Annotated in this window: 20 protein-coding genes; 7 read left to right on the forward strand and 13 right to left on the reverse strand. The window is 54.4% G+C overall.

Annotated elements, in window-relative coordinates; translation table 11 throughout:
- Positions 1 to 4: 4 nt before the first annotated feature.
- The 4 genes from xylR to xylF form a co-directional block, all read right to left on the reverse strand.
- Entirely contained in the window at positions 5 to 1,192 is a 1,188-nt protein-coding gene (gene xylR / locus HGO41_RS07100) for a D-xylose utilization transcriptional activator XylR (protein WP_013575882.1), read from the reverse strand.
- A gap of 181 nt (positions 1,193 to 1,373) precedes the next feature.
- Complete coding sequence (gene xylH, locus HGO41_RS07105) at positions 1,374 to 2,573, reverse strand: xylose ABC transporter permease XylH (RefSeq protein ID WP_013575883.1); 1,200 nt, start codon at positions 2,571 to 2,573, stop codon at positions 1,374 to 1,376.
- Entirely contained in the window at positions 2,566 to 4,071 is a 1,506-nt protein-coding gene (locus tag HGO41_RS07110; protein WP_112197508.1) for a xylose ABC transporter ATP-binding protein, read from the reverse strand. The genes xylH and HGO41_RS07110 overlap by 8 nt, the downstream gene beginning before the upstream one ends.
- Before the next feature lie 101 nt (positions 4,072 to 4,172).
- The gene (gene xylF / locus HGO41_RS07115) at positions 4,173 to 5,165 is read right to left on the reverse strand and encodes a D-xylose ABC transporter substrate-binding protein (RefSeq protein WP_015690054.1); all 993 of its coding nucleotides are present in this window, start codon (positions 5,163 to 5,165) and stop codon (positions 4,173 to 4,175) included.
- A 381-nt stretch (positions 5,166 to 5,546) separates the two neighbouring features.
- On the opposite strand from xylF, the gene xylA reads away from it, so the two are divergent.
- A complete protein-coding gene (gene xylA / locus HGO41_RS07120; protein ID WP_112197501.1) occupies positions 5,547 to 6,866 on the forward strand; it encodes a xylose isomerase in 1,320 nt (439 codons plus the stop codon).
- A gap of 91 nt (positions 6,867 to 6,957) precedes the next feature.
- Positions 6,958 to 8,409 carry a xylulokinase gene (xylB, locus tag HGO41_RS07125; RefSeq protein WP_250980900.1) on the forward strand — a complete coding sequence of 484 codons (1,452 nt, stop codon included), beginning with the start codon at positions 6,958 to 6,960 and terminating at the stop codon, positions 8,407 to 8,409.
- Positions 8,410 to 8,606: 197 nt separating this feature from the next.
- Here the strand turns inward: xylB and lsrG are convergent, their stop codons facing one another.
- Genes lsrG through lsrA form a run of 6 tightly spaced genes read right to left on the reverse strand, consistent with a single transcriptional unit; the run spans position 8,607 to position 14,483 of the window.
- Complete coding sequence (lsrG, locus tag HGO41_RS07130) at positions 8,607 to 8,897, reverse strand: (4S)-4-hydroxy-5-phosphonooxypentane-2,3-dione isomerase (protein WP_037034453.1); 291 nt, start codon at positions 8,895 to 8,897, stop codon at positions 8,607 to 8,609.
- A gap of 3 nt (positions 8,898 to 8,900) precedes the next feature.
- Positions 8,901 to 9,776, reverse strand: a complete 876-nt coding sequence (gene lsrF, locus HGO41_RS07135) for a 3-hydroxy-5-phosphonooxypentane-2,4-dione thiolase (protein ID WP_013575889.1) — start codon at positions 9,774 to 9,776, stop codon at positions 8,901 to 8,903.
- A 19-nt stretch (positions 9,777 to 9,795) separates the two neighbouring features.
- The gene (gene lsrB / locus HGO41_RS07140) at positions 9,796 to 10,797 is read right to left on the reverse strand and encodes an autoinducer 2 ABC transporter substrate-binding protein LsrB (RefSeq protein WP_369794782.1); all 1,002 of its coding nucleotides are present in this window, start codon (positions 10,795 to 10,797) and stop codon (positions 9,796 to 9,798) included.
- A gap of 28 nt (positions 10,798 to 10,825) precedes the next feature.
- The gene (lsrD, locus tag HGO41_RS07145; protein ID WP_112152297.1) at positions 10,826 to 11,851 is read right to left on the reverse strand and encodes an autoinducer 2 ABC transporter permease LsrD; all 1,026 of its coding nucleotides are present in this window, start codon (positions 11,849 to 11,851) and stop codon (positions 10,826 to 10,828) included.
- Complete coding sequence (gene lsrC, locus HGO41_RS07150) at positions 11,851 to 12,927, reverse strand: autoinducer 2 ABC transporter permease LsrC (protein WP_250980901.1); 1,077 nt, start codon at positions 12,925 to 12,927, stop codon at positions 11,851 to 11,853. Before lsrC ends, lsrD begins: the two co-directional genes overlap by 1 nt.
- A complete protein-coding gene (gene lsrA, locus HGO41_RS07155) occupies positions 12,921 to 14,483 on the reverse strand; it encodes an autoinducer 2 ABC transporter ATP-binding protein LsrA (RefSeq protein WP_112152296.1) in 1,563 nt (520 codons plus the stop codon). Before lsrA ends, lsrC begins: the two co-directional genes overlap by 7 nt.
- A 231-nt stretch (positions 14,484 to 14,714) precedes the next feature.
- Between lsrA and lsrR the strand changes: the two genes are divergently transcribed.
- Positions 14,715 to 15,689 (forward strand): transcriptional regulator LsrR, encoded by a 975-nt coding sequence (lsrR, locus tag HGO41_RS07160; RefSeq protein WP_013575894.1) that lies wholly within the window; start codon positions 14,715 to 14,717, stop codon positions 15,687 to 15,689.
- A gap of 70 nt (positions 15,690 to 15,759) precedes the next feature.
- Complete coding sequence (gene lsrK / locus HGO41_RS07165; protein WP_250980905.1) at positions 15,760 to 17,352, forward strand: autoinducer-2 kinase; 1,593 nt, start codon at positions 15,760 to 15,762, stop codon at positions 17,350 to 17,352.
- A 57-nt stretch (positions 17,353 to 17,409) separates the two neighbouring features.
- On the opposite strand, the gene kdgT is transcribed toward lsrK, so the two are convergent.
- Positions 17,410 to 18,408 carry a 2-keto-3-deoxygluconate transporter gene (kdgT, locus tag HGO41_RS07170; protein WP_013575896.1) on the reverse strand — a complete coding sequence of 333 codons (999 nt, stop codon included), beginning with the start codon at positions 18,406 to 18,408 and terminating at the stop codon, positions 17,410 to 17,412.
- A 259-nt stretch (positions 18,409 to 18,667) separates the two neighbouring features.
- Positions 18,668 to 19,333, reverse strand: a complete 666-nt coding sequence (gene fsa / locus HGO41_RS07175; RefSeq protein ID WP_015690058.1) for a fructose-6-phosphate aldolase — start codon at positions 19,331 to 19,333, stop codon at positions 18,668 to 18,670.
- A gap of 147 nt (positions 19,334 to 19,480) precedes the next feature.
- On the opposite strand from fsa, the gene HGO41_RS07180 reads away from it, so the two are divergent.
- The 3 genes from HGO41_RS07180 to HGO41_RS07190 are packed head-to-tail and all read left to right on the forward strand — an operon-like array spanning position 19,481 to position 23,622.
- Positions 19,481 to 20,380: a glycyl-radical enzyme activating protein gene (locus tag HGO41_RS07180; RefSeq protein WP_250980902.1), complete on the forward strand. Its 900-nt coding sequence runs from the start codon at positions 19,481 to 19,483 to the stop codon at positions 20,378 to 20,380.
- Between the two features lie 5 nt (positions 20,381 to 20,385).
- A complete protein-coding gene (locus HGO41_RS07185) occupies positions 20,386 to 22,818 on the forward strand; it encodes a formate C-acetyltransferase/glycerol dehydratase family glycyl radical enzyme (protein WP_250980903.1) in 2,433 nt (810 codons plus the stop codon).
- A gap of 60 nt (positions 22,819 to 22,878) precedes the next feature.
- Complete coding sequence (locus HGO41_RS07190; protein WP_015690061.1) at positions 22,879 to 23,622, forward strand: DeoR/GlpR family DNA-binding transcription regulator; 744 nt, start codon at positions 22,879 to 22,881, stop codon at positions 23,620 to 23,622.
- A 42-nt stretch (positions 23,623 to 23,664) separates the two neighbouring features.
- Here HGO41_RS07190 and araD read toward each other — a convergent pair whose 3' ends face one another.
- On the reverse strand, positions 23,665 to 24,360 hold the full coding sequence (araD, locus tag HGO41_RS07195) for an L-ribulose-5-phosphate 4-epimerase (RefSeq protein ID WP_015690062.1): 696 nt from the start codon (positions 24,358 to 24,360) through the stop codon (positions 23,665 to 23,667).
- Between the last annotated feature and the right edge of the window lie 182 nt (positions 24,361 to 24,542).

Below are 24,542 nucleotides of genomic sequence, written 5' to 3' on the forward strand. Positions count from 1 at the left end.
GCTTTCAGACATCCTGATACACGCTATCGCCATGAATGCTGCGGTACTCTTTAGGGGTCATTTCATAGCCTTTTTTGAATACCGAATAGAAATATTGCAGCGACGGATATCCGCACATCTGCGAGATCTCATTGATGGAAATCGAGGTAGCGGCCAGCAGGTTGCGGGCGCGGTCGAGTTTTTCTTCGTGGATCACGCCGTGAATCGTCTGTCCGGTTTCATCCTTAAACCGTTTCTCAAGATTAGAACGCGACATGCCGATGGCATCGAGAACCTGTTCAACCTTAATCCCTTTGCATGCATGGTAACGGATGTAATGCATCGCCTGAATGACGGCCGGATCACGCAGTGATCGGAAATCCGTTGAGCGGCGTTCTACCACTTTTACCGGCGGTACCAGAATACGCTGTAACGGTAAATCACGCTGATCCAGCAACTGATGCAGAAGTTTCGCGGCGCGATAGCCCATCTGGCGCGTGCCCTGTACTACGGATGACAAGGCGACACGCGACAGGTAGCGCGTCAGTTCCTCATTATCGATACCAATGACGCTAAGCTTTTCTGGTACAGGAATATTCAGATGCTCGCACACCTGCAACAGATGACGTGCGCGGGCGTCGGTAACCGCAATAATGCCAGTTTGCTGCGGCAGTGTCTGGATCCAGTCCGCCAGCCGGTTCTGAGCGTGTTGCCAGTTTTCCGGTGCTGTCTCCATCCCCTGATAGACCACACCCTGATACTGTTCAGCAGACACCAGTTTTCTGAACGCGTGCTCGCGTTCCTGCGCCCAGCGCTTTCCCCCGGCATCAGGCAAACCGTAAAACGCGAAGCGGTTAATCCCCTTCTCTTTCAGGTGCATAAAGGCCGCTTCAACCAGTGCGTAGTTGTCGGTAGCGATATAATGCACCGGCGGATAATCTTCTTCCTGATGATAAGACCCGCCCACCCCGACAATCGGCACATTGAGACCTTCAAGCAACGTTTCAATTTCACGGTCATCAAAATCGGCGATCACACCATCACCAAGCCAGTCTTTAATGTTGTCTATGCGACAGCGGAAATCCTCCTCAATGAAGATATCCCAGTCGCTTTGTGAGGCCTGAAGGTATTCACCCACGCCTTCGACGACCTGACGGTCATAGACTTTGTTGGCGTTAAATAACAACGTGATCCGATAACGTTTTTCAAACATGCCTGTCTCTCACCGGTTTTCTCATAGACTAAAGCCTCATTCATTTGTACTCATGAATGAGGCTGATTGGGTTGGTCAATAGCACAACGCCATGGCTTACGTAGATTTAGCTTAGTGAATTTGTGAGGTTGCTCAGACTTTCCTAAGTGACCGCCCGTCATCACTGCCATCTCTGCTGACTTTATGCACGTCGTTTGGTCGCCGAATCCATCCAGACCGCCAGCAGTAAAATCCCGCCTTTAACGATGTACTGCCAGAACGTTGGTACATCCAGCATGCTCATGCCGTTATCCAGCGAAGCCATAATGAAAGCCCCCATAACCGCACCGGCTACGCTGCCGACACCACCCGCCAGGCTCGTTCCGCCAATAACGCAGGCTGCAATGGCATCCAGTTCCGCGATATTCCCCGCCGAAGGCGAACCTGCCCCCAACCGCGAACTGAGGATCAAACCGGCAATCGCTACCATCAGACCGTTTATCGCAAACACCGCCAGCTTGCTGCGCTCGACATTAACACCGGATAACCGCGCCGCTTCAATGTTGCCGCCAATAGCGTAAATACGACGGCCAAATGCGGTGCGGGAGGCCATAAACATGCCACCCAACATCAGCGCCACCAGAATCAACACCGGCGTCGGCACGCCGCGATAATCGTTGAGCAGGTAAATAGCGCCCAGCGCGATAACCGCAGTGAGTGCCTGGCGGGTCACATCACTTTTTGCTGCGGTCAGCGGCAAACCCAGCACCGCCCGCTGTTTGCGCCTGCGCCACTGCCAGCCAATAAACAGGGCCAGCGCAATCGCACCAATACCAAAACCGAAAGAATCCGGCAGATAACTCTGACCTATTAACGACATTGCAGGTGTCGTCGGTGATACCGTGGTGCCGCTGGTGATACCAATCAGGATGCCGCGAAACGCCAGCATTCCGGCCAGTGTGACAATGAATGACGGGACTTTACGATATGCTACCCACCAGCCATTCCATGCGCCCAACAGCAGCCCTAATGCCAGGGTCACCACAATGGTGAGCGGCAAAGGCCAGCCGAGCCAGACATCGAAAATCGCCGCCGCTCCACCCAGTAACCCCATCATGGAACCGACGGACAAGTCGATCTCCGCTGAGATGATCACAAAGACCATGCCTACAGCCAGAATGCCGGTGATGGCGGTCTGACGCAGCAGGTTGGACACGTTACGTGCGCTGATATACGCGCCGTCAGTGGTGACGCTAAAGAAGACAATAATCACCGCAATGGCCGCCAGCATGACGAACACCTGCAGGTTAATACTCTTCAGTTTCTGCATCGAAAATAACGCGTCGGCCCCACCCTGAGTTGCAGGCGCAGACGGGGTTCCTGGTTGGGGAAATTTAGACATAAGATTCACTCCTCAATGCGGCTTCCATGACCTGTTCCTGACTTAAATTATTGTTATCCAGACAGGCTTTGACCTGTCCGAGATGCATGACTACCACGCGGTCGCTGAGTCCCAGCACTTCGGGTAACTCTGATGAGATGACGATAATTGCCATGCCCTGCGCCGCCAGCTGGCCGATCAGTTTGTAGATTTCATGTTTTGCCCCGACGTCGATCCCGCGCGTCGGTTCATCAAGAATGAGGATTTTAGGTTTTAGCAGCAGGCACCGTGCCAGAATGGCTTTTTGCTGATTGCCACCGCTGAGACGCCCGATAGCCAGTTCGGGAGAAGAGGTTTTGATTTTGAGTTGTTTCACTGACTCACTGATGCTGTGCTGTTCTTCGGCTTCGCGCAGAACACCGCCAGCGCTGAACTGGCTTAACGCCGCCAGTGTAATGTTGCTGCCAACGGCCATAACCGGCACGATGCCGTCACGTTTACGGTCTTCAGGCACCATCGCCAGCCCGCGCCGCATGGCATCGCGGCAATCGGTGATCTGCACTTTCTCGCCTTGCAGCCAGATATCGCCAGACCAGCGTCCCGGATAAACACCAAATAAACACTCCATCATTTCGGTTCTTCCGGCCCCCACCAGTCCGGCGACACCCAGCACCTCGCCCTCACGCAACGTAAAACCGGCGTTATCCACCCGTTTGATATGCCGGTTAACCGGATGCCAGGCAGTAAGATTTTCCACCCTTAATATTTCCTTACCGATCTGGCGTTCACGCGGCGGAAAGAGTTCCGTCAGTTCACGCCCCACCATCATGGCGATAATTTCTTTCTCCGACGTTCCGGCGGCATTGCAGGTGGCGATATGACGACCATCGCGGATCACGCACAGTTTGTCCGATATGGCTTTGACTTCATTGAGTTTGTGGGAAATATAAATACAGGCGATGTCGTGATGGCGCAGGTCACGAATGATATCGAGCAAAATCGCGGTTTCACTTTCGGTCAATGATGCCGTCGGTTCGTCCAGCACCAGCAAACGGACCTGCTTGTTCAGCGCTTTGGCAATTTCAACCAGTTGCCGCTGCCCGAGCCCCAGTTCCCCGACCAGCGTATGCGGATCAATATTGAGTTTGACCTGCGCCAGCATGCGCTGACAACGCAGATACATTTTGTCGGTATCCAGCAGCCCATAACTGCCCCATTCATTACCCAGAAACATGTTTTCCAGCACACTCAGTTGCTTAACCAGCGCAAGTTCCTGATGAATAATGGCGATCCCTTTTTGCTCGGTATCACGGATACCTTTCGCAGTAAGACGTTCTCCTGAAAAATAAATTTCACCTTCAAACGTTCCTTGCGGATAAATACCGCACAACACTTTCATTAACGTGGATTTACCCGATCCATTTTCGCCACACAGCGATAGCACTTCACCCGCAGATAACGTCAGACTAATATTATCAACGGCTTTTACTGCACCAAACCGCTTGGTGATATTGCGCATATCCAGCAACGGTAATTTTTCATATTGTTCTGGCACTTTCACCTCCAGCAGAAACAACACTTCCGGGGGGAAGTGTTGTTTCTATAGAAAATATTGAAAAATTAAAGGTCTGATTTTTTGTGGAATCCGTCGGCCACCACGGTGCTTTCAATATTATTTTTATCCACCGGGATCGGTGTTAATAAATAAGACGGCACGTCTTTTTTGCCATTATTTAATGTGGCATTGGATTTCGGGGTTTCCCCTTTGCCTAACTGCACCGCGATTTCGGCAGCGTCATTGGCCAGTTTGGTAATCGGTTTATAAACGGTCATGGTTTGAGTACCGGCTTCGATACGTTTGATCGCCGCGAGATCGGCATCCTGACCCGAGATCGCCACTTTCCCTGCCAGCCCTTGCGCTGACAGAGCCTGTACTGCACCACCGGCCGTCGCATCGTTAGACGCCACCACGGCATCAATTTTATTGTTGTTGGCCGTCAGGGCATTTTCCATAATTTTCAGGGCGTTTTCCGGCAACCAGCCATCGGCCCACTGATCTCCCACAACTTTAATCTTCCCGTCTTTGATCAGCGGGTTCAGCACTTTCATTTGTCCTGCGCGGAACAGCTTAGCGTTGTTATCCACCGGCGAGCCGCCCATCAGGAAATAATTCCCCTGCGGCACACGCTCAACCAGGCTTTGTGCCTGCAGCTCCCCGACCTTTTCATTGTCGAAAGAGATATAAAAATCAATGTCCGCGTTGTTAATCATGCGGTCATAGGCCAGCACCTTGATGCCTTCCTGCTTCGCTTCGGCGATCACGTTGCTGAGCACTTCGCCGTTATACGGGATGATGACCAGCACATCGACGCCACGGTTGATCATATTTTCAATCTGCGCCATTTGTGTTTCTTCATTGCCGTTTGCGGATTGCACAAAAACATCCGCACCCAGCGTTTTGGCTTTAGCCACAAAAATATCACGGTCTTTTTGCCAGCGCTCTAAACGTAAGTCATCAATAGCCATACCAATTTTAATTTCTTTCGCTAACCCTGACTGGCTAAAAAGCACTAATGCGGCACAGGCAGAAAGAATTACTTTATTCATTTTCATCATGTCAGACCTTTTATAAGAATAAGTAGAGGCAGATACAGAGAAGTGCGTACAGCAATGACACAAGGATTGTTGTCGCTGGGTAATTAATCGGCAATTGCAGATTTTAATCACTGCATTACGATTTTTTGTTTATTTTAGGAATTATGATGGGGATCATGGTTTGATTGTAATACGCACAAGCCAGATACTTTTATTATCGAGATATCGTGGAAGACGAATAAAAATGACAAGGAAAAAGGTTATTTATGCGATCTGCCGCACACTTAATAATTCTATTAAATTGAGTGTGAAATAACGTAATTGTGGGATGTCACGTCAACTCCGAAGATAGAGCCTCAGCCTCCCAGTCCCGCTGGGCCCGTTTTCAAGGAGTTATCAATGCACGCATATTTCGACAAGCTCGACGCAGTTCGCTACGAAGGTGCTAACAGCACTAATCCGCTGGCATTCCGTCATTACAACCCTGAAGAAGTGATCCTCGGCAAAACGATGGCTGAGCATCTGCGTTTCGCGGCTTGTTACTGGCACACCTTCTGCTGGAATGGTAATGACATGTTCGGTGTGGGCGCCTTTGACCGCCCGTGGCAACATCCCGGTGACGCGCTGGAGCTGGCTAAAAGTAAAGCGGATGTCGCTTTCGAATTCTTCCAGAAGCTGAACGTGCCTTACTATTGCTTCCATGACGTTGACGTATCGCCGGAAGGGGCATCAATTAAAGAATACGTCAATAATTTTGCCATCATGACTGATGTACTGGCGCAAAAGCAGGAAGCCAGCGGTGTAAAATTGTTGTGGGGTACAGCTAACTGCTTCACCAATCCACGTTACGGCGCAGGCGCGGCGACCAATCCTAATCCAGAAATTTATACCTGGGCCGCAACGCAGGTTGTGCACGCCATGAATGCCACCAAACAACTGGGGGGAGAAAATTACGTGCTGTGGGGCGGCCGTGAAGGCTACGAAACCCTGCTCAATACTGATCTTCGTCAGGAACGCGAACAACTGGGTCGCTTCATGCAGATGGTCGTTGAGCACAAACACAAAATTGGCTTCCAGGGCACCCTGCTGATCGAACCTAAACCGCAGGAACCGACCAAGCATCAATATGATTATGATGTTGCTTCCGTCTATGGCTTCCTGAAACAGTTTGGCCTGGAAAAAGAGATCAAAGTGAATATCGAGGCCAACCACGCCACGCTGGCGGGTCACTCATTCCACCATGAAATTGCTAACGCAATTGCTCTGGGTATCTTCGGTTCCGTCGATGCAAACCGTGGCGACCCGCAGTGTGGCTGGGACACCGATCAGTTCCCGAACAGCGTGGAAGAAAATGCGTTGGTGATGTATGAAATCATCAAAGCGGGCGGTTTCACCACCGGAGGCCTGAACTTTGACTCAAAAGTTCGTCGCCAGAGCACCGATAAATATGACCTGTTCTACGGCCATATCGGTGGAATGGACACCATGGCGCTGGCGCTGAAAGTGGCAGCCCGTATGATTGAAAGCCGTGAACTGGATAAGCATGTTGCCCAACGTTACGCTGGCTGGAACACAGAATTGGGCCAGCAGATCCTGCAAGGCAAAATGTCACTGGAATCCCTGAGCAACTATGCGCAACACAACGCGCTGTCCCCTCAGCACCAGAGCGGTCAGCAGGAGCGTCTGGAGAATCTGGTTAACCGCTATCTGTTTGGTTAACCGGCTAAAATAAGTTGACGCCCTGCCCGCTGCGCGCGGAATTGCAGGGCGTTAATCGTTACAGATTCGGGTTAACAGATAAGGGAAAACTATGTATCTCGGAATAGATCTTGGCACATCTGGCGTGAAAGCCATTTTACTCAGCGAAGAAGGTCGGGTGGTCGCCAGCCACAGTGAGGCGTTAACCCTTTCCCGCCCGCATCCGTTGTGGTCTGAGCAAAATCCTGCCGACTGGTGGGATGCAACAGACCGTGCGGTTTGCGTACTGTCACAACAACACTCTCTGCAGGGCGTAAAAGCGATTGGCCTGACGGGTCAGATGCATGGCGCCACCGTGCTGGACGCACAGCAGCAGGTATTACGTCCGGCCATTTTGTGGAACGATGGTCGGAGCTTCAGCCAGTGTCAGCAACTGGAAACGGACGTCCCGAATTCCCGGCAGATCACCGGCAACCTGATGATGCCTGGTTTTACTGCACCGAAGTTGCTCTGGCTACGCGAAAACGAACCGGATCTGTTTGCCAAAATCGACAAAGTCCTGCTGCCTAAAGATTATCTTCGCTGGCTGATGACCGGCGTGTTCGCCAGCGATATGTCTGATGCCGCTGGCACCCTGTGGCTGGATGTCGCTAAGCGCGACTGGAATGACGAATTACTGCATGCCACCGGCCTGACACGCCAGCAGATGCCCGCGCTTTTCGAAGGTAATCAGATTACCGGACACCTGTTGCCGGAACTCGCCTCACGCTGGAACATGGATTCCGTGCCGGTGATTGCCGGTGGCGGTGATAATGCCGCCGGGGCCGTCGGTGTCGGGTTGTATAAAACCGGACAAGCGATGCTATCTCTGGGTACGTCCGGCGTGTATTTCGCGGTAAGCGACGGTTTTCTGAGTAATCCGCAACAGGCGGTACACAGCTTCTGCCATGCCCTGCCTGACACCTGGCATCTGATGTCCGTCATGCTCAGCGCCGCCTCTTGTCTGGACTGGGCTGCAAAACTGACCGGCACCGCATCGGTTGGCGAACTGATCAGTCTGGCAGAAAAGACCCCGCCTGCAGATTCACCGGTCTGGTTCCTGCCGTATCTCTCCGGCGAACGCACCCCGCATAATAACCCGAATGCCAAAGGTGTATTGTTCGGCCTGACCCATCAGCATGGCCCGGCTGATATCGCCCGCGCCGTACTTGAAGGTGTGGGGTTTGCTCTGGCAGACGGAATGGACGTGCTGCACGCAACCGGTCTGAAACCGCACAGCATCACGCTGATTGGCGGCGGCGCCCGCAGCCCTTACTGGCGGCAAATGCTGGCCGACATCAGCGGTAAAACGCTGGAATACCGCACCGGCGGCGATGTCGGCCCGGCGCTCGGTGCTGCACGTTTAGCACAAATCGCCATGAATCCGGGGCAACCGCTGGAGCGGTTCCTGCCGGAACTGCCACTTGAGCAAGTGCATCAGCCGGACGCAGAACGGCATACTGCGTATGCAGAGCGGCGTGAAGTGTTCAGGGAGTTATATGTGAGGCTTGAGGGGTTGATGTAATACAAGACTGCTCCCTCCCCTGCGAAGGGGAGGGTTGGGGTGGGGTATTAAAGAAAAACCAGACAGTTAAAGTCAGCTTTGACTAAGTGTTAGCCCCTAAAACCCCCTCCCAGCCTCCCCCTTCGCAGGGGGAGGAGCCAAGACTAATAATGCTCCGCTATGGTCCTCACTAAAGGTGGAGCAAACCCGTTTTTACCTTACGGATATACCCCTTTAAACACCGTCTTCTTCCTCGGCTCCGACATAATCCCCTCCAGCGCCTCGACGCATTTCAAATAGTGCGGTGTTTTCTTGTGTGCCAGCACAGCGTCGTTATCCTGATAGGCTTCGTAGATAAAGAAGCGCGTCGGTACCGCCTCGTCCTGCAACACATCAAATCTGAGATTTCCCGGTTCCTTCACCGCGCCCAAATGGTTAGCGTGAAATACCGCCAGGAACTCATCCACCTTTTCCGGCTGAACATTAATTTCGACCAGTGTCACTTCCATGATTCACCCCTTTTCACTCAGGAACAGTTCATAAGCATGCGCCACGCTGGCGTTTTCATGCACCACCGCTTTCACCGCTTTCAGCATGGCAACCGGCGATTCGGACTGGAAGATGTTGCGCCCCATGTCCACACCGGATGCGCCCTGATCGATGGCTTTGAAGCACATTTCCAGCGCCTCGCGTTCCGGCAATTTTTTGCCGCCAGCAATCACTATCGGCACCGGACATCCCGCCGCGACGCGTTCGAAACCTTCATCGACATAGTAGGTTTTGATAATGTTCGCGCCCATTTCAGCGGCAATGCGGGTTGCCAGCGAGAAGTAACGCTGATCCCGCGCCATGTCTTTGCCGACGCCGGTCACCGCCATGGTCGGCATGCCGTAACGCATCCCCTGATCGACCAGTTGAATAATGTTTTTGATCGACTGATGTTCGTATTCACTGCCGATATACACCTGCGCTGCCATCGCGGCGACATTCAGGCGCAGCGCATCTTCAATCGCCACCGCCACCGTTTCGTTAGAGAGTTCAGTCAGGATCGAGTTACCACCGGAAGCCCGCATCACCACCGGTTTGTTCACCGCCGCAGGCACCACGCTGCGCAGCACGCCACGGGTACACATCAGCACGTCGGTATGCGAAAACAAAGGCGCAATGTTGATGTCGATGCGTTCAAGGCCGGTCGTCGGCCCCTGAAAATAACCGTGGTCAAACGCCAGCATCACCGTACGGCCAGACTGCGGATTGAAAATCCGCGCCAGCCGCGACTGCATTCCCCAGTCAAGCTGACCGCTGCCCTTGAGGAAGAACGCGTGATTATCCTGCGGCGTGCCGATGCCGAAATTTTTGCCGTCTCTGATATCGTCCAGATCTGCCATTTTCTTTTCTCCTTACTGATCAGAAATCGTATTTGCCGATGTTGTCTTTGGTGAAGACCACGCGTTCCGGCAGTAAAACGATGCCGTTACCTTTGGCCTCATACTGGTAGCCCTGCACGCTGTTCGGCACCACTTCCACCGTTCCGACGTCCGGCACATCCAGTTTGTCACCCACGTTAAGCGCGCCTTTTTTCAATAACTGATCGGCGACATAAACCGAAATTTTGCCCTGGCTGACCACGTCCCACAGACCGAACTGTTTCACCGTGCCGCGTTCGACATACGGGCGCATGACGTTTGGCGTACTGAAACCGACGATGGTCACGTTGGTACGTTTGAGGTTTTCCGCCGCCTGAGCCGCTGCCGGTAATGCGTTGGCATCAGGGGCAATAATCGCATCCAGATCGCCATAAGATTTCAGGATCCCTTCGGCGGTTTGCAGGGATTTAGTGGCATCGTTATAACCGTATTGCGTAGTCACGATTTCCCAGCCCGGATGCTCTTTGGCGATTTTGGCTTTCGCCTCTTTCACCCACTGATTCTGGTCGGTCACTGTCGGGCTGGAATAGAAGAACGCCACTTTCGCTTTCTCTTTTTTCACCTGGCTGGAGGTCATCTCAACCAGCATCGAACCCAGTTGTTGTGGTGTGCCCTGATTGATGTAAATCGAGCGGCATTCCGGTTTGGTATCGGAATCCCAGGTCAGCACTTTCACGCCGCGTTGCATCGCGCGTTTAAGCGCCGGACACAGGCCGTCGGGTGATACCGCCGCCACCACAATCGCGTTGTATCCCTGATTGACGAAGTTGTTGATCATCTGCACCTGACCGGAAACGCTCGGCTCGGTCGGACCGTCGTAGGTCACGTCCGCGCCCAGCGCTTTACCGGCGGCCATTGCGCCGTTGCCGCCGCTGGTGAAATAACCGACGCCCACCAGTTTTGGGATAAAGGCGATACGTTCAGCCGCCTGTGCGCTCAGACACGCGAGGCTCACGGCACTGGCAATTAACAAGATTTTCATTGTGTTGGCTTTCATCATTAACCCCGGCTTATTGAGAAGACGTCAAGGAAGGAGAAGGCGCAGACCCGCGCCGGCGATAGCGCTGGAAAACACTGCGGATAAGACCACGGTTGAGGCTGGCAGAGCGGCCAATCACCACCAGGATCAGCAGCGCGCCGGACAGCGCACTGGAAACCTGACTGGAGACGCCAACCATCTGCAAACCCTGCTGGAGATACCCGATCAGCAGTGTCGCCAGCGCTGTACCGAGAATGGAACCTGAACCGCCGTAGATATTGGCACCGCCCAGCACGACCGCGGTGATAGCGGGCATCAGCAGCGCATTACCGAGATCAGAACGCGCCGAGCCGAAATACGAAGTCATCAGAATGGCGGCCACGGCCGACGCCAGCCCGGTCATGCCGTAGAGCGCAAACACCGTGCGGCTGACCGGCAATGCGCCATAACGCGCCACTCGGGCATTCTGACCGATGAGGAAGACGTTGCGACCGGTGCGACTGCGGTGCATCAGCAGCCAGAAAAACAGTGTCGCCAGCAGGAAGATCACCAGCGGCATGGGCAGGCCCAGCACAATCTGATTGGCAAAGTTGGTGAACGCATCGGGGAAATTACCGATACCCTCAAAACCCGTCGCGCCCGCCAGCCCGGAAAGCAGTAAGGCGCTGCCGCCGAACAGGTAGAGCGTCCCCAGTGTGATGACCAGCGGATTCACGCCGGTATAAAGAATCAGCGCCGCATTGAGCAAACCACAGGCAGCGCCCAGTGCCAGCGTAAGCATAATGGCCAGTGCCAGCGGCACACCGGCCTGACACAGTACACCGAGCGCGATGGCGCACAGTCCGATGGTGGAACCAAAGGAAATGTCGATACCGCCGCTGACAATCACCAGTGTCAGTGGCAACGCCACAATCCCGATGGTGATGAAATCACTGGTGCTGAACAGCAGCGTACTGGCGTCCAGCATGCGCGGATTGGCGAAACCGAACAGTAAGATTTCGATGACCAGCAACGCCAGCAGCGCGATTTCCCAGCCATATTGTTGGAGTTTGTTCATCACACTACCCCGCTCTTTTTGCCGGTACTTAGCCGGCGGCTTGTATTTTTCGGTTGCTGAGATTTGCGTTCAACGGGTTTCTTCTGAGGCGGTGGCGTGGCCGCCAGAAAGCGTGAATACTTCTGCCGCCGCAGGTTTTTCTCCAGCGCCTGCCGCAATCTGCCGTCAAATATCAGCACCGCCAGCAGCACCAGCCCGGCGATAAAATCGTTCCACCACGCCGGAAGGCGTAACAGCACCAGCACGCTGTCAATTTGGGTCAGGAAATACGCGCCAAGCACCGCGCCGAGAATGGAGCCAGTGCCGCCGAGCAGGCTGATGCCGCCCAGCACGCAGGCGGCGATGGCTTTCATTTCCAGCCCGCTGCCGGTCTGATTGGGCACGAAGCCGATTTGTGAAGCGAAGACAATTCCGGCAATGGCGGCCATCATGCCGTTAATGCCAAATGCCAGAATGCGTACGCGGTTGACGGCCACGCCAAGTTGTCTGGCGCCCTGCAAGTTGTCGCCGACAGCGTAGAAACTGCGGCCAAACGCCGTGCGACCCAGCATCCAGAACATCACAGCCAGCAGGACGATCACCAGCCAGCCGAGCGGGGAGACATTGAGGAAAACCGGTTCTGACAGAGATTTCAGCCCGGCCGGTAAGCCTTCAATCCATTTGCCGCCAGTCATCAGCAGCATCAGCCCGCGGTATAACCCCAGCGTACCGAGCGTGGCGACAATCGCCGGAATACGCAGCCAGGCGACAAGCACACCGTTAAATATTCCGGCCAGTAAACCGGTGCCGAGAGTCAGCAGACAGGCCAGCGGCAGGTTCACGCCGCCGTTGAGCAAAACCCCCAGCGTCACGGCGCACAGGCCGGTAACGGAACCGACCGACACGTCGATGTTGCGGGTCAGCATCACCACGGTGGCCCCCATCGCCAGCAACATCAGGATCTGCGCGCTGCCAAAAATCATGCTCAGTGTCTGAAAGCTGAACGACTGCCGGTCCATCGCACCGAGCAAGGCAAACAGCGCAATAATCGCCATCAGCGCGGTCAGTTCACGATTGTTTTGTATCCGCTTTAGCATGAGGTTCCTCCGGTGGCGGGGGTTTTGGCATGATTACCAAATGCGATATGCATAATGTTGCTGACGTTGATGTCGCTGCCCTGCAATTCGCCGCTCATTTCCCCCTGATGCATAACGAATACCCGATCCGCCAGTCCTTCAATTTCATCCAGATCAGATGAAATCAGGATCACCGCCACGTTCTGTTGCACCACTTCGCGCAGCAACTGGTAAATGTCAGCACGCGCGGACACATCCACGCCGCGCGTAGGTTCATCGACAATCAGCACCGCGGGCTGTGCCTCAAGACATTTGGCGATCAACAGTTTTTGCTGATTACCGCCGGAAAGCGTACGGGCAGTTTGTGACCCGTCGCGGTATTGAATGCCGAGCGCACGGTGATAGCGTTCGAGCACCGCCGCTTCGCGTTTGATGTTCAGCCACCAGCCCTGACGGTTGAAGGTGAGTGAGGTGGTGTTCCAGCTCAGCGGCGCGTCGAGATACAGGCCGGATGCCTGCCGGTCTTCCGGCAAATACACCAGCCCTTTTTTCAGCCGCTGTAAGGTCGTCAGGCCGCTGATGTCTTGTTGCTGCAAAAGCACCTGACCACGTCGGGCGTCGCGCAGGCCATACAGGGTTTCTGCCAGTTCGGTGCGCCCTGCCCCCACCACGCCTGCCAGCCCGACGATTTCCCCGGCGCGGGCGCTGAATGAAATATTAATAAAGCCCTCACCGGTCAGGTTTTGCACCTGCAAGACCGGTTCGCTGCCTGCCGGGTTGCGCCGTGTGCCGGGTAAATCCAGCCACAACTTTTGTTCTGCGGGCAGCGCGGTGTCCTGGGAATGCGGGGTGATGGCGCGGATCAGCGCATCGTTATCCAGTTCGGCGAGCCTGCCGCTGAGCGCAATTTTGCCATCACGCATCACACTGACCCGGTCGGCAATCGCACGTATTTCCGGCAGTTTGTGCGAGATGAATACCACCCCGACGCCCTGCCCGGTGAGATGACGGACTTGTGTAAACAGGCGGGCGGATTCCGCCGGGGTCAGCGAGGCGGTCGGTTCATCGAGGATCAGCAGCCGCGCATCGCGCATCAGACCGCGCAGGATTTCCACCAGTTGCTGATCGGCCACTTCCAGGGTTCCGGCCAGGGCACCCAGCGGTAAATTGCACCCCAGATCAGCCAGCGTTTGCTGCAATTTTTTTTCGCCGGCCTGATGTGCAGGCAGGCGGAACAGGATGTTTTCGCGCACGGTCAGGCTGGGAAACAGCATCGGCTCCTGCGGTACCAGATAAATCCCCGCCTGGTGCGCTTTTGCTGGTGACAGCGCCAGTAAAGGCTCGCCGCCGAGCAGTAACGTGCCGCTGTCGGCTATTTCGACACCGGCAATGATTTTCATCAGTGTCGATTTACCCGCTCCATTGCCGCCAAGCAGCGCGTGGACTTCTCCGCCTTGCAGGCTGAAATCGATGTCTTTCAGCACCGCCACGCCGGAAAAGCTTTTACTGACACCGCTGACCTGCAACAGCAGGTTCGTGGTTTGCAGGTCTGCTGATAACTGTTTGCTGCTCTGCATACACCGGCCTCTGGCTTGATACATTAATTGAACAAATGTATTTATCATTTAACATTGTTCATAAAACTAGACCGAGGTGGCAGGGAAAACTTTTGTGCTGATCACAGTTTGTTCAACTCATATACTCTGCGTTATGATTCAGGCAGTAATCATTTGAAATTTGCAAAACACATCACAGTTAACAACATTTTGTTAACGAACAATTGATCTACATTTTGATAAGTGTTCACTATGAATGAGAAGACAACGCTTTCCGATTTGACTAACCATCCGGAATTCAGCATGGGCGAAGAGGAACTGCTGGCGCGCACCGCGTGGTTCTATTACCACGACGGCCTGACCCAGAATGAAATTGGTGAACGGCTTGGTTTGACGCGGCTGAAAGTGTCACGCCTGCTGGAAAAAGGCCGGCAGTCAGGAGTGATCCGCGTACAAATTAACTCGCGTTTTGAGGGTTGTTTGACGCTGGAAAATACCCTGCTCGAACGCTTTGGTTTACAGCAGATCCGCGTGCTTCCACAGCTGGCCGACGGCTCGCTGAGCACACGGCTGGGGGTCGGCGCAGCACACATGCTGATGACATTGCTCAGGCCGGAACAACTGCTGGCTGTGGGTTTTGGCGAAACAGCGATGAGTACGTTGCAACATCTGAGCGGATTCATCTCCTCACAACAAATCCGCATGGTCACGCTTTCCGGCGGCGTCGGGCCCTATATGACCGGGATTGGTCAGCTTGATGCAGCCTGCGGAGTGAGCATTATTCCGGCTCCGCTGCGGGCGTCATCAGCCAGCGTAGCGGCTATTTTCCGTCAGGAACGTAATGTACACGATGTCATGCTGGCCGCCTGCGCGGCAGATATTGCGGTCGTCGGCATTGGCTCGCTGAACCAGAAACAGGACGCGACTATTTTGCGTTCCGGTTATATCAGCGAAGGTGAGCAGCTGCTGTTTGGCCGTAAAGGCGCAGTCGGCGACATTCTCGGTTTCTTTATGCAGCGCAACGGCGAGCTGGCAGAAAACATGGCAATCCACGATGAGCTGATTGCCGTCGCGCCGGACGAACTGGCCAGCATTCCGACCGTGTTAGGCGTCGCAGGTGGGGTCGAGAAAGCTGAAGCCATCGTCGCGGCGCTGAAAGGCAGACGAATTAATGCACTGGTAACTGAAGAGAGCACAGCAAGAGCCATGCTGGCGCTGCTCGACTGACCCGCAGGGTGTAAGGGGCGTGGCGGTCAGGTACACGGTGCCCGATAAACTGGCACGAGAGAACATTGCGATGACCTCTACCCTGAACTCTGACCGCGACCGCAACTATCTGATGGCGCTGGATGCTGGTACCGGCAGTATCCGCGCGGTGATTTTCAATCTCGAAGGCGAGCAGATAGCCGCCGGACAGGCCGAATGGATCCATCTGGCGGTGCCGGATGTGCCCGGTTCAATGGAATTTGATCTGCAAAAAAACTGGCAACTGGCCTGTCAGTGTATTCGTCAGGCATTGCAGGAAGCACATCTCCCCGCTTCTGCGATCCGCGCAGTGGCGGCCTGTTCCATGCGCGAAGGGATCGTGCTGTACGACAAATCCGGCGAACCTGTCTGGGCCTGCGCCAACGTCGATGCCCGCGCCAGCCGTGAAGTTTCCGAATTAAAAGAGATCCACGATTTCGAATTTGAACGCGAAGTCTATGAATGCTCCGGTCAGACACTGGCCCTCAGCGCCATGCCGCGCCTGCTATGGCTGGCCCATCACCGCCCCGATATTTACCGTCAGGCTGCCACTATTACCATGATCAGCGACTGGCTGGCCTACATGCTCAGCGGCGAACTGGCGGTGGATCCGTCCAACGCCGGTACCACCGGCATGCTGGATTTAACCACCCGCAACTGGCGACCTGAGTTGCTGGATATGGCAGGGCTGCGCGCCGATATGCTTTCTCCGGTGGCTGAAACGGGTACACGCCTCGGTTATGTCACGGCCAGCGCGGCCGATGCCTGTGGACTGAAAGCCGGAACGCCGGTCGGCATGGGTGGCGGCGACGCGCAACTTGGCACGCTCGGCCTGGGTCTGGTGCGTCCCGGCCAGACCGCCGTCCTTGGCGGCACATTCTGGCAGCAAATCGTCAACCTGCCGGAAGCGGTCACCGACCCCGAAATGAATATCCGCGTCAATCCGCACGTCATCCCCGGTATGGCACAGGCCGAATCCATCAGTTTCTTTACCGGACTGACCATGCGCTGGTTCCGTGACGCATTCTGTACCGAAGAGAAAACCATGGCGCAGCGTCTTGGCGTGGATGCTTACAGCTTGCTGGAAGACATGGCCGCCCGCGTGCCTGTGGGGGCCTGGGGCGTCACGCCGGTATTCTCGGATGCGATGCATTTCAAGAACTGGTATCACGCCGCCCCGTCGTTCATCAATCTGTCCATCGACCCGGAAAAATGCAACAAACCGGTGCTGTTCCGCGCGTTAGAAGAAAACGCCGCCATCGTATCGGCGTGTAATCTGGATATGATCGCCCGATTTTCCGGTGTACGCGCCAGGTCGCTGGTGTTCTCCGGCGGCGGTTCGAAGGGCAAATTATGGTGTCAGATTTTAAGTGATGTGACGGGTGTTCCGGTCAATGTGCCGGTGGTCAAAGAAGCCACCGCGCTGGGCTGTGCGATTGCAGCGGGTGTCGCGGCAGGCGTGTATTCGTCGCTTGCAGACACCGGTGAAGCGCTGGTGCGCTGGGAACGGGAATATCAGCCGGATGTGGCGAACCACGCAAAATATCTGGTGCAGAAAGCCAACTGGCAGGAAGTGTATGCGGATCAACTGGGGCTGGTGGACCGGCAACTGACAACATCGATGTGGAAAGCGCCAGGACTGTGAGGATAATTCCGGACTGCTTCCTCCCCTGCGAAGGGGAGGAGTAATCCAAATCTGGCGTTATTTGATACTCGCCATCGGCGGATCCATCGCCACTTTGCCTTTCACTGCTTTGTTCTTCACTCTTCTCGACCACATTGCGGTCAGGATCGGCACCAGAATTGAGGTGACGATAACCGAGGTAGCAACCAGCGCGGTTGCAGCCGGGGCAATCGGTTTGAACTGCGGCACCATTTCAGCAATCAGGACCGGGGTTGCCACCGCGGCCCCCGCAGAACTGGAGGCAGCGAGACCGGCGGTACCATCGCCACCTCCGATGAATTTGTCGGCGAGGATCAGCGGAATACCGGTGATGACGATAACCGACATCCCCAGCAACACACCTAACAGACCGGTTTGTGCGATGACGTTCAGGTTGATGGTGTTACCGAGTGCGAAGGCGAAGAACGGGATCAGGGTTTGTACCGCTTTGCTGAAGAATTCGCGCAGTTCCGGGTCGAGATTGCCCAGGCTGAAACCGACCAGGAACGGCAACACGGCGCCAACGAAGACGTGCGGTTCAAAAGACGCGATGCCTGCGGTGCCGAGGATCACCATAGTCATCAGCGGGCCGGATTCCAGAGACATCAGCACAAATGCGCCCGCTTCTTCTTTCGTGCCGTATTGCTGCATTACCGAGGCATACAGGCCGCCGTTGGTCATGTCCATTGCAGCCACCAGTGCCAGCACGGAAAGTCCGGCGAAGAAGCCGAATTCCACACCATTTTCCGGCATGAACCGTGATGCTATCGCCGCCACAATCCACGCCACCGCGATTTTGGTGACCACCAACGTGCCGGATTTACGCAACACCGTGCCGGTCGCGCTGAGTTTGATGGAGGCTCCCATGCAGAAGAACCACACCGCCAGAATAGGTACAGTGCCGGTCATCAGCCCGTTGGTGAAGGAACCAAAATATTTGCCCGAATCAGGCGCGAAGGTATGGCACAGCGCACCAATGAAGAGAGGCACCAACATCATCCCGCCGGGGATTTTTTCTATCGCTCGTTTAATGTGCATAATTTTCACCTGATTTAAAAGTCACGGACTACCTGATGCCGCTACGTTATCCATTTCTCAGGGTGATAAAAGTGATTCAACTCATAAATTGAAACGATGTTTCTATTTTTTAGATCTGTAGTTTTAATAATTTACTCCGTCAATATTTAATTTCGGAGAGAAATCACATTTTCGAATTATTTGTACGAAAATACTTAACACACAAAAACAAAAAAGCCCGCAACAGTTGCCTGTGCGGGCCGGGTATCACACAAAAATGTCAGCTCAGCGATAAAGTGCCGAACGCCTGACGCCAGTCAGTATCAAACTTTTCAATCGCCGCTTCGACGGCAGGTGTATTGAGTAACTGTTCGGCCACATCCACCGGTAAGGTGATTGACTGACATCCCGCCAGCAGGCAATCCATCGCCTGACGTGGGGTTCGGAAACTGGCGGCCAGCACCTTCGATTGCGGCGCGTGCAGGCTGAGCAAGGTCTGCAACTCTTTGACCATCGCGATGCCGTCACCGCCCTGTGCATCCAGACGGTTCACATAAGGCGCAACGTATTCCGCCCCCGCCAGTGCCGCCAGTAATCCCTGACCTGCGCCATACACCGCCGTGCCCAGCGTCGGGATATTCATGCCCTTCAGCTTTTTAATGGCCGCCAGACCTTCACGGTTTACCGGCACTTTCACGACCAAACCGGACACCCGCTGCGTCAACAACAACGCTTCTGCAACCATTTGTTCGGCGTCGGCAGCAATCACCTGTGCGAACAATTTACCGTTACCCCCCAGCGCATCGCGCAAGGCAGGCAGCACTTCCCACAGCGATTTACCTTCTTTCGCCACGATGCTCGGATTCGTGGTGACCCCCTGCAACGGCAGGATGCGCGACAAACGTTTTACCGCAGTGACATCGGCAGTATCGAGATACAGCTCCATAACTTTCTCCCTGAAACTTGTGAGTGAATGCAAAGTTCAGAGAGTGTACGTCAGCAAGCAGAAGGTTTGTTGATCATCATCAAAATCACTTTCGAATGAAAGTTATTAAATTGCGAAAGAAGATTTTTAGCACCAGGGAGCGTCGAGATGATTTTCAATGTGCAGCGTTATTCCACACATGATGGCCCGGGGATCCGGACGGTGGTTTTTCTGAAAGGCTGTTCCCTGAGCTGTACCTGGTGCCAGAATCCGGAAAGTCGTTCGGCGGCACCTGACGTGCTGTTCGATTCACGTGTATGCAGCGCAGGATGTCAGCACTGCGCAAAGACTTTTCCACATGCTGTCAGCATAGAACATGACCGCATCGGGATTCGGCATGAACAATTTCAGGCAGAAGATCGCTGTCTGATCGAACAGGTTTGCCCCTCCGGCGCGCTGAGTGTGTGTGGAAATGACGCGGATATTGACGCGCTGATGCAGCAAATCCTGCGGGATAAACCTTTTTATACCCGTACCGGCGGCGGTGTGACGCTTTCCGGCGGCGAACCTTTCCTGCAGCCACAAATTGCGCTGACACTGCTGCAACGTTGCCGTCACGAAGGGCTGCACACCGCCGTGGAAAGTTGTCTGCATGTGCCGTGGAAATACATTGAGCCTTCGCTGGGGGCGCTGGATTTATTGCTGGCGGATCTCAAGCATGTGGCCGATGAACCTTTCCGCCGATTGACCGGCGGTTCCGCCAAAAGAGTGAAGGATAATTTCCGTCGTCTGGCTGCGGCCGGACAAAAGCTCATCGTCCGTGTGCCGTTAATTCCTGATTTTAATGCTGACCGGGCATCCATCCGCCAGATCGTTGATTTTGCGGCGGATGAAACCGGCTGCGAAGCCATTCACTTTTTGCCGTACCACACGCTGGGCATCAATAAGTATGTCCTGCTGGGGCAACCTTATCTGGCGCCACGCCAGCCGTTAAATGACCCTGACCTGCTGACGTTCGCTGAACAATACGCCGCAGAAAAAGGACTTTGTGCACAGTTAAGAGGATAAGAAAAATGACCCAACTGAATCTGAACACCCTTTCCGCCCGTATCCGGTCTCATAAAGAAGCCCTGATCCACATCGTCAAGCCACCGGTATGTACCGAGCGCGCACAGCATTACACGCAGGTTTATCAGCAACATGCTGACAAACCGCTGGCGGTACGCCGCGCGCTGGCGCTGGCTGAACATCTGAGCAAACGCACTATCTGGATCAAACATGACGAGCTGATCGTCGGTAATCAGGCCAGCGAAGTGCGCGCTGCACCGATTTTCCCGGAATACACCGTGGGCTGGATCGAAAGTGAAATTGACGCGCTTGCTGACCGGCCGGGCGCAGGTTTTGCCGTCAGCGAAGCCAACAAAAAAATCCTGCATGAACTCTGCCCGTGGTGGCGCGGGCAGACCGTGCAGGACCGCTGCTACGGTATGTTTACCGATGAGCAGAAAGCGTTGCTCGACAGCGGTATCGTAAAAGCCGAAGGCAATATGACTTCCGGCGATGCCCATCTTGCGGTGAATTTCCCGCTGCTGCTGGAACTGGGTCTGGACGGATTAAGCAGTAAAGTGGGCGAGCGTCGCAGCCGCATTCGGCTGACTGACTGGGAAGATTTGCATAAAGAGCAATTGCTGAAAGCCATTGATATCACGCTGGCAGCGGTCAGCGACCACGTCATGCGTTTCTCACAACTGGCACGGGAAATGGCCGCCACGGAAACCCGCGAGCAGCGCCGTAGCGAGTTACTGACCATCGCCGCCAACTGCGACGTCATTGCTCATCAGCCACCGCAAAACTTCTGGCAGGCGCTGCAACTGTGTTACTTCATTCAGCTTATTTTGCAGATTGAATCCAACGGCCACTCCGTGTCGTTTGGCCGCATGGATCAGTATTTGTATCCGTTTTATCGTCGTGACGTTGAGCTGGAACAAACGCTGGAGCGTGATCAGTCCATCGAACTGCTGCAAAGCTGCTGGCTGAAATTGCTGGAAGTGAACAAGATCCGCTCCGGTACGCATTCCAAAGCGTCGGCGGGCAGCCCGTTGTACCAGAACGTCACCATCGGCGGTCAGAATTTGCATAATGACGTGGCATCCGATGCGGTAAATCCGCTGTCATACGCCATTCTGGAATCCTGCGGACAATTGCGATCCACCCAGCCGAATCTGAGCGTGCGCTATCACGCCGGAATGAGCCGTGACTTCCTTGATGCCTGCGTACAGGTGATCCGCTGTGGTTTTGGCATGCCCGCCTTTAATAACGATGAAATTGTTATTCCAGAATTCATCAAACTGGGCGTCGAAAAACAGGATGCTTATGATTATGCCGCCATTGGCTGCATCGAAACGGCAGTCGGCGGCAAGTGGGGCTATCGTTGTACCGGCATGAGTTTCATCAACTTTGCCCGCGTGATGCTCGCCGCGCTTGAACAGGGGCACGACGCGAAAAGTCATACCCGCTTCCTGCCGCAGGAACGCGGTTTGTCGCAGGGGAATTTCGATAATTTCGATCAGGTCTTTGCGCAGTGGGATGAACAAATCCGTTATTACACCCGCAAATCCATCGAAATCGAATGCGTGGTCGATACGGTTCTGGAAGAGAATGCGCAGGATATTTTGTGTTCGGCGCTGGTCGATGACTGTATAGAACGCGGGAAAACCATCAAGCAAGGCGGTGCGAAATACGACTGGGTTTCAGGATTGCAGGTCGGGATCGCCAATCTGGGTAACAGCCTGGCGGCAGTGAAAAAGCTGGTATTCGATCAGGGCGTGATTGGCCAGCAGGAACTGGCCAACGCGCTGGCTTCAGATTATGAGGGACTGGACGGTGAACGACTGCGTCAGCGGCTGATTAACGGCGCAGAGAAATACGGCAATGATCAAGACGAGGTCGATAATCTGCTGGTGCGTGCGTATCAGTGCTATATCGATGAACTGTCGAATTATCACAATACCCGCTTCGGACGCGGCCCGGTCGGTGGCACGTATTACGCGGGTACATCGTCTATTTCGGCCAACGTGCCGTTTGGTGCCGCAACTACCGCCACGCCGGATGGACGTAAAGCCTTTACGCCGCTGGCGGAAGGGGCCAGCCCGGCATCCGGTACCGATCATCTCGGGCCGACAGCGGTCTTTAATTCGCTGAGCAAATTACCGACAGAAGCGATTCTCGGCGGCGTACTGCTCAATCAGAAACTGAATCCGGCATCGCTGGAAAATGAAAGCGAACGCGAGACGTTAATGCTAATGCTGCGGACATTCTTTGAGGAACATCGCGGCTGGCATGTTCAGTACAATATTGTTTCCCGCGAGACATTGCTGAAAGCGCGTGAGGAACCGCAGAACTATCGCGACCTGGTTGTCCGTGTCGCCGGTTACTCCGCATTCTTTACGGCCTTATCGCCTGAGGCTCAGGATGATATTATCGCCCGTACAGAACATTCACTTTAAAATTCGCATCTGAATTTAACTTTCAACGGGCGGCGCAGGCTGCCCGTATTTTGGGCGGTTATGAACGACAGACAACAAGTTATTCTGCAATGGGTAAACGATAAGCAGCGCATCAGCGTCAGTGCGTTGTCACAGATTTGTCAGGTGTCAGAAGTGACGATCCGCCACGATCTTACGCTACTGGAACAGCGACATTATCTGCGCCGTGCGCACGGTTTTGCCGTCGCTATCCAGACCGATGACGTGGATACCCGCATGATGTCGAATTTTGCCCAGAAGCAGAAACTGGCGAAGTTTGCGGCATCCCTGATCCAGGACGGCGAAACGGTATTTTTCGAAAGTGGCAGCAGCATCGCCTTGCTGGCGCAATATCTTGCCGATAAGAAGAACCTGACGGTGATTACCGTCAGCGGTTATGTCGCCTCTTTGCTGAAAAGTATGCCCTGTGACGTGGTTCTGCTCGGCGGGATGTATCAGAAAACCAGTCAGACGGTGGTCGGCCCGCTGACCAGAATGTGTCTGCAACAAATGAATTTCAGTAAAGCGTTCATGGGCATCGACGGCTTCACCGATACCACCGGCTTTACCGGCCGGGACATGTTACGTGCTGATGTGGTGAATGCGGTCGTGGCTAAAGGTGCGGAAAATATCGTGCTAACGGATTCATCGAAATTCGGTCAAATAAATCTTAACCCGCTGGGGCCGGTCAGCGCCTTCAGCCGGGTCATCACTGACGACAAATTATCCCCTGAATATCAGCAGCAACTTTCCGCTGCCGGGATTAAGGTCAGCCTGGTCGGCTGACCTATCCTTATCTGTCTCCCCGATAATTCGGGTTTCAGGGGATTATTGGCCGTAGTAGGCATTCTTGCCATGTTTACGCAGGTAATGCTTATCCAGTAATTGCGGCTGCATATCCGGCAACTGCGGCGTTAACTGGCGGGAGAAAATGCCCATGTAGGCGACCTCTTCCAGCACGACGGCGTTATGCACGGCATTATCGGCATCTTTCCCCCAGGCAAACGGCCCGTGCGAATGCACCAGTACAGCCGGAATGTCTGCCGGCGACAGATGTCTTTCCGCGAAGGTTTTAACGATGACTTCACCGGTCTCCCATTCATAACGTCCGGCGATTTCCTCTTCGGTCATCAGCCGCGTGCAGGGAATGTTGCCGTAGAAATAATCCGCGTGCGTGGTGCCCCAGGCGGGAATATCCAAACCGGCCTGCGCCCAGATGGTTGCGTGGCGCGAATGCGTATGAACAATACCCCCTGCTTCCGGGAAATTCAGGTACAGTACCCGGTGGGTATCGGTATCGGAAGAAGGCTTTTTGCTGCCCTCGACGATTTTGCCGGTCTCCAGTTCCACCACCACCATGTCGTCCACGCCCATGTGGTCGTATTCCACTCCCGACGGTTTAATCACGACCAGCCCAAGTTTACGGTCAACGGCGCTGACATTTCCCCAGGTAAAGGTCACCAGATTATGGCGAGGCAGTGCCAGATTGGCCTCTAATACCTGCTCTTTCAGTTGCTTTAGCATCTTGGTTTCCTCTTATTACGAGGCTTTATTGTCTGGGTGACGGGTGTGTGCAGGTATGGGGGAAATCGCTAAAGAGTGCGTACAGATCTGCTGCAAACGTAAAAGTGCCCATTTGTTCCACAAACCGTTGAATGTTTGTCCAGCTTTTTAGTCTTTTGTGTGGTGAGAAAGAGCATCCTTGG

The organism is Rahnella sp. CG8, from assembly GCF_023701875.1.
Classification (GTDB): domain Bacteria; phylum Pseudomonadota; class Gammaproteobacteria; order Enterobacterales; family Enterobacteriaceae; genus Rahnella; species Rahnella aceris.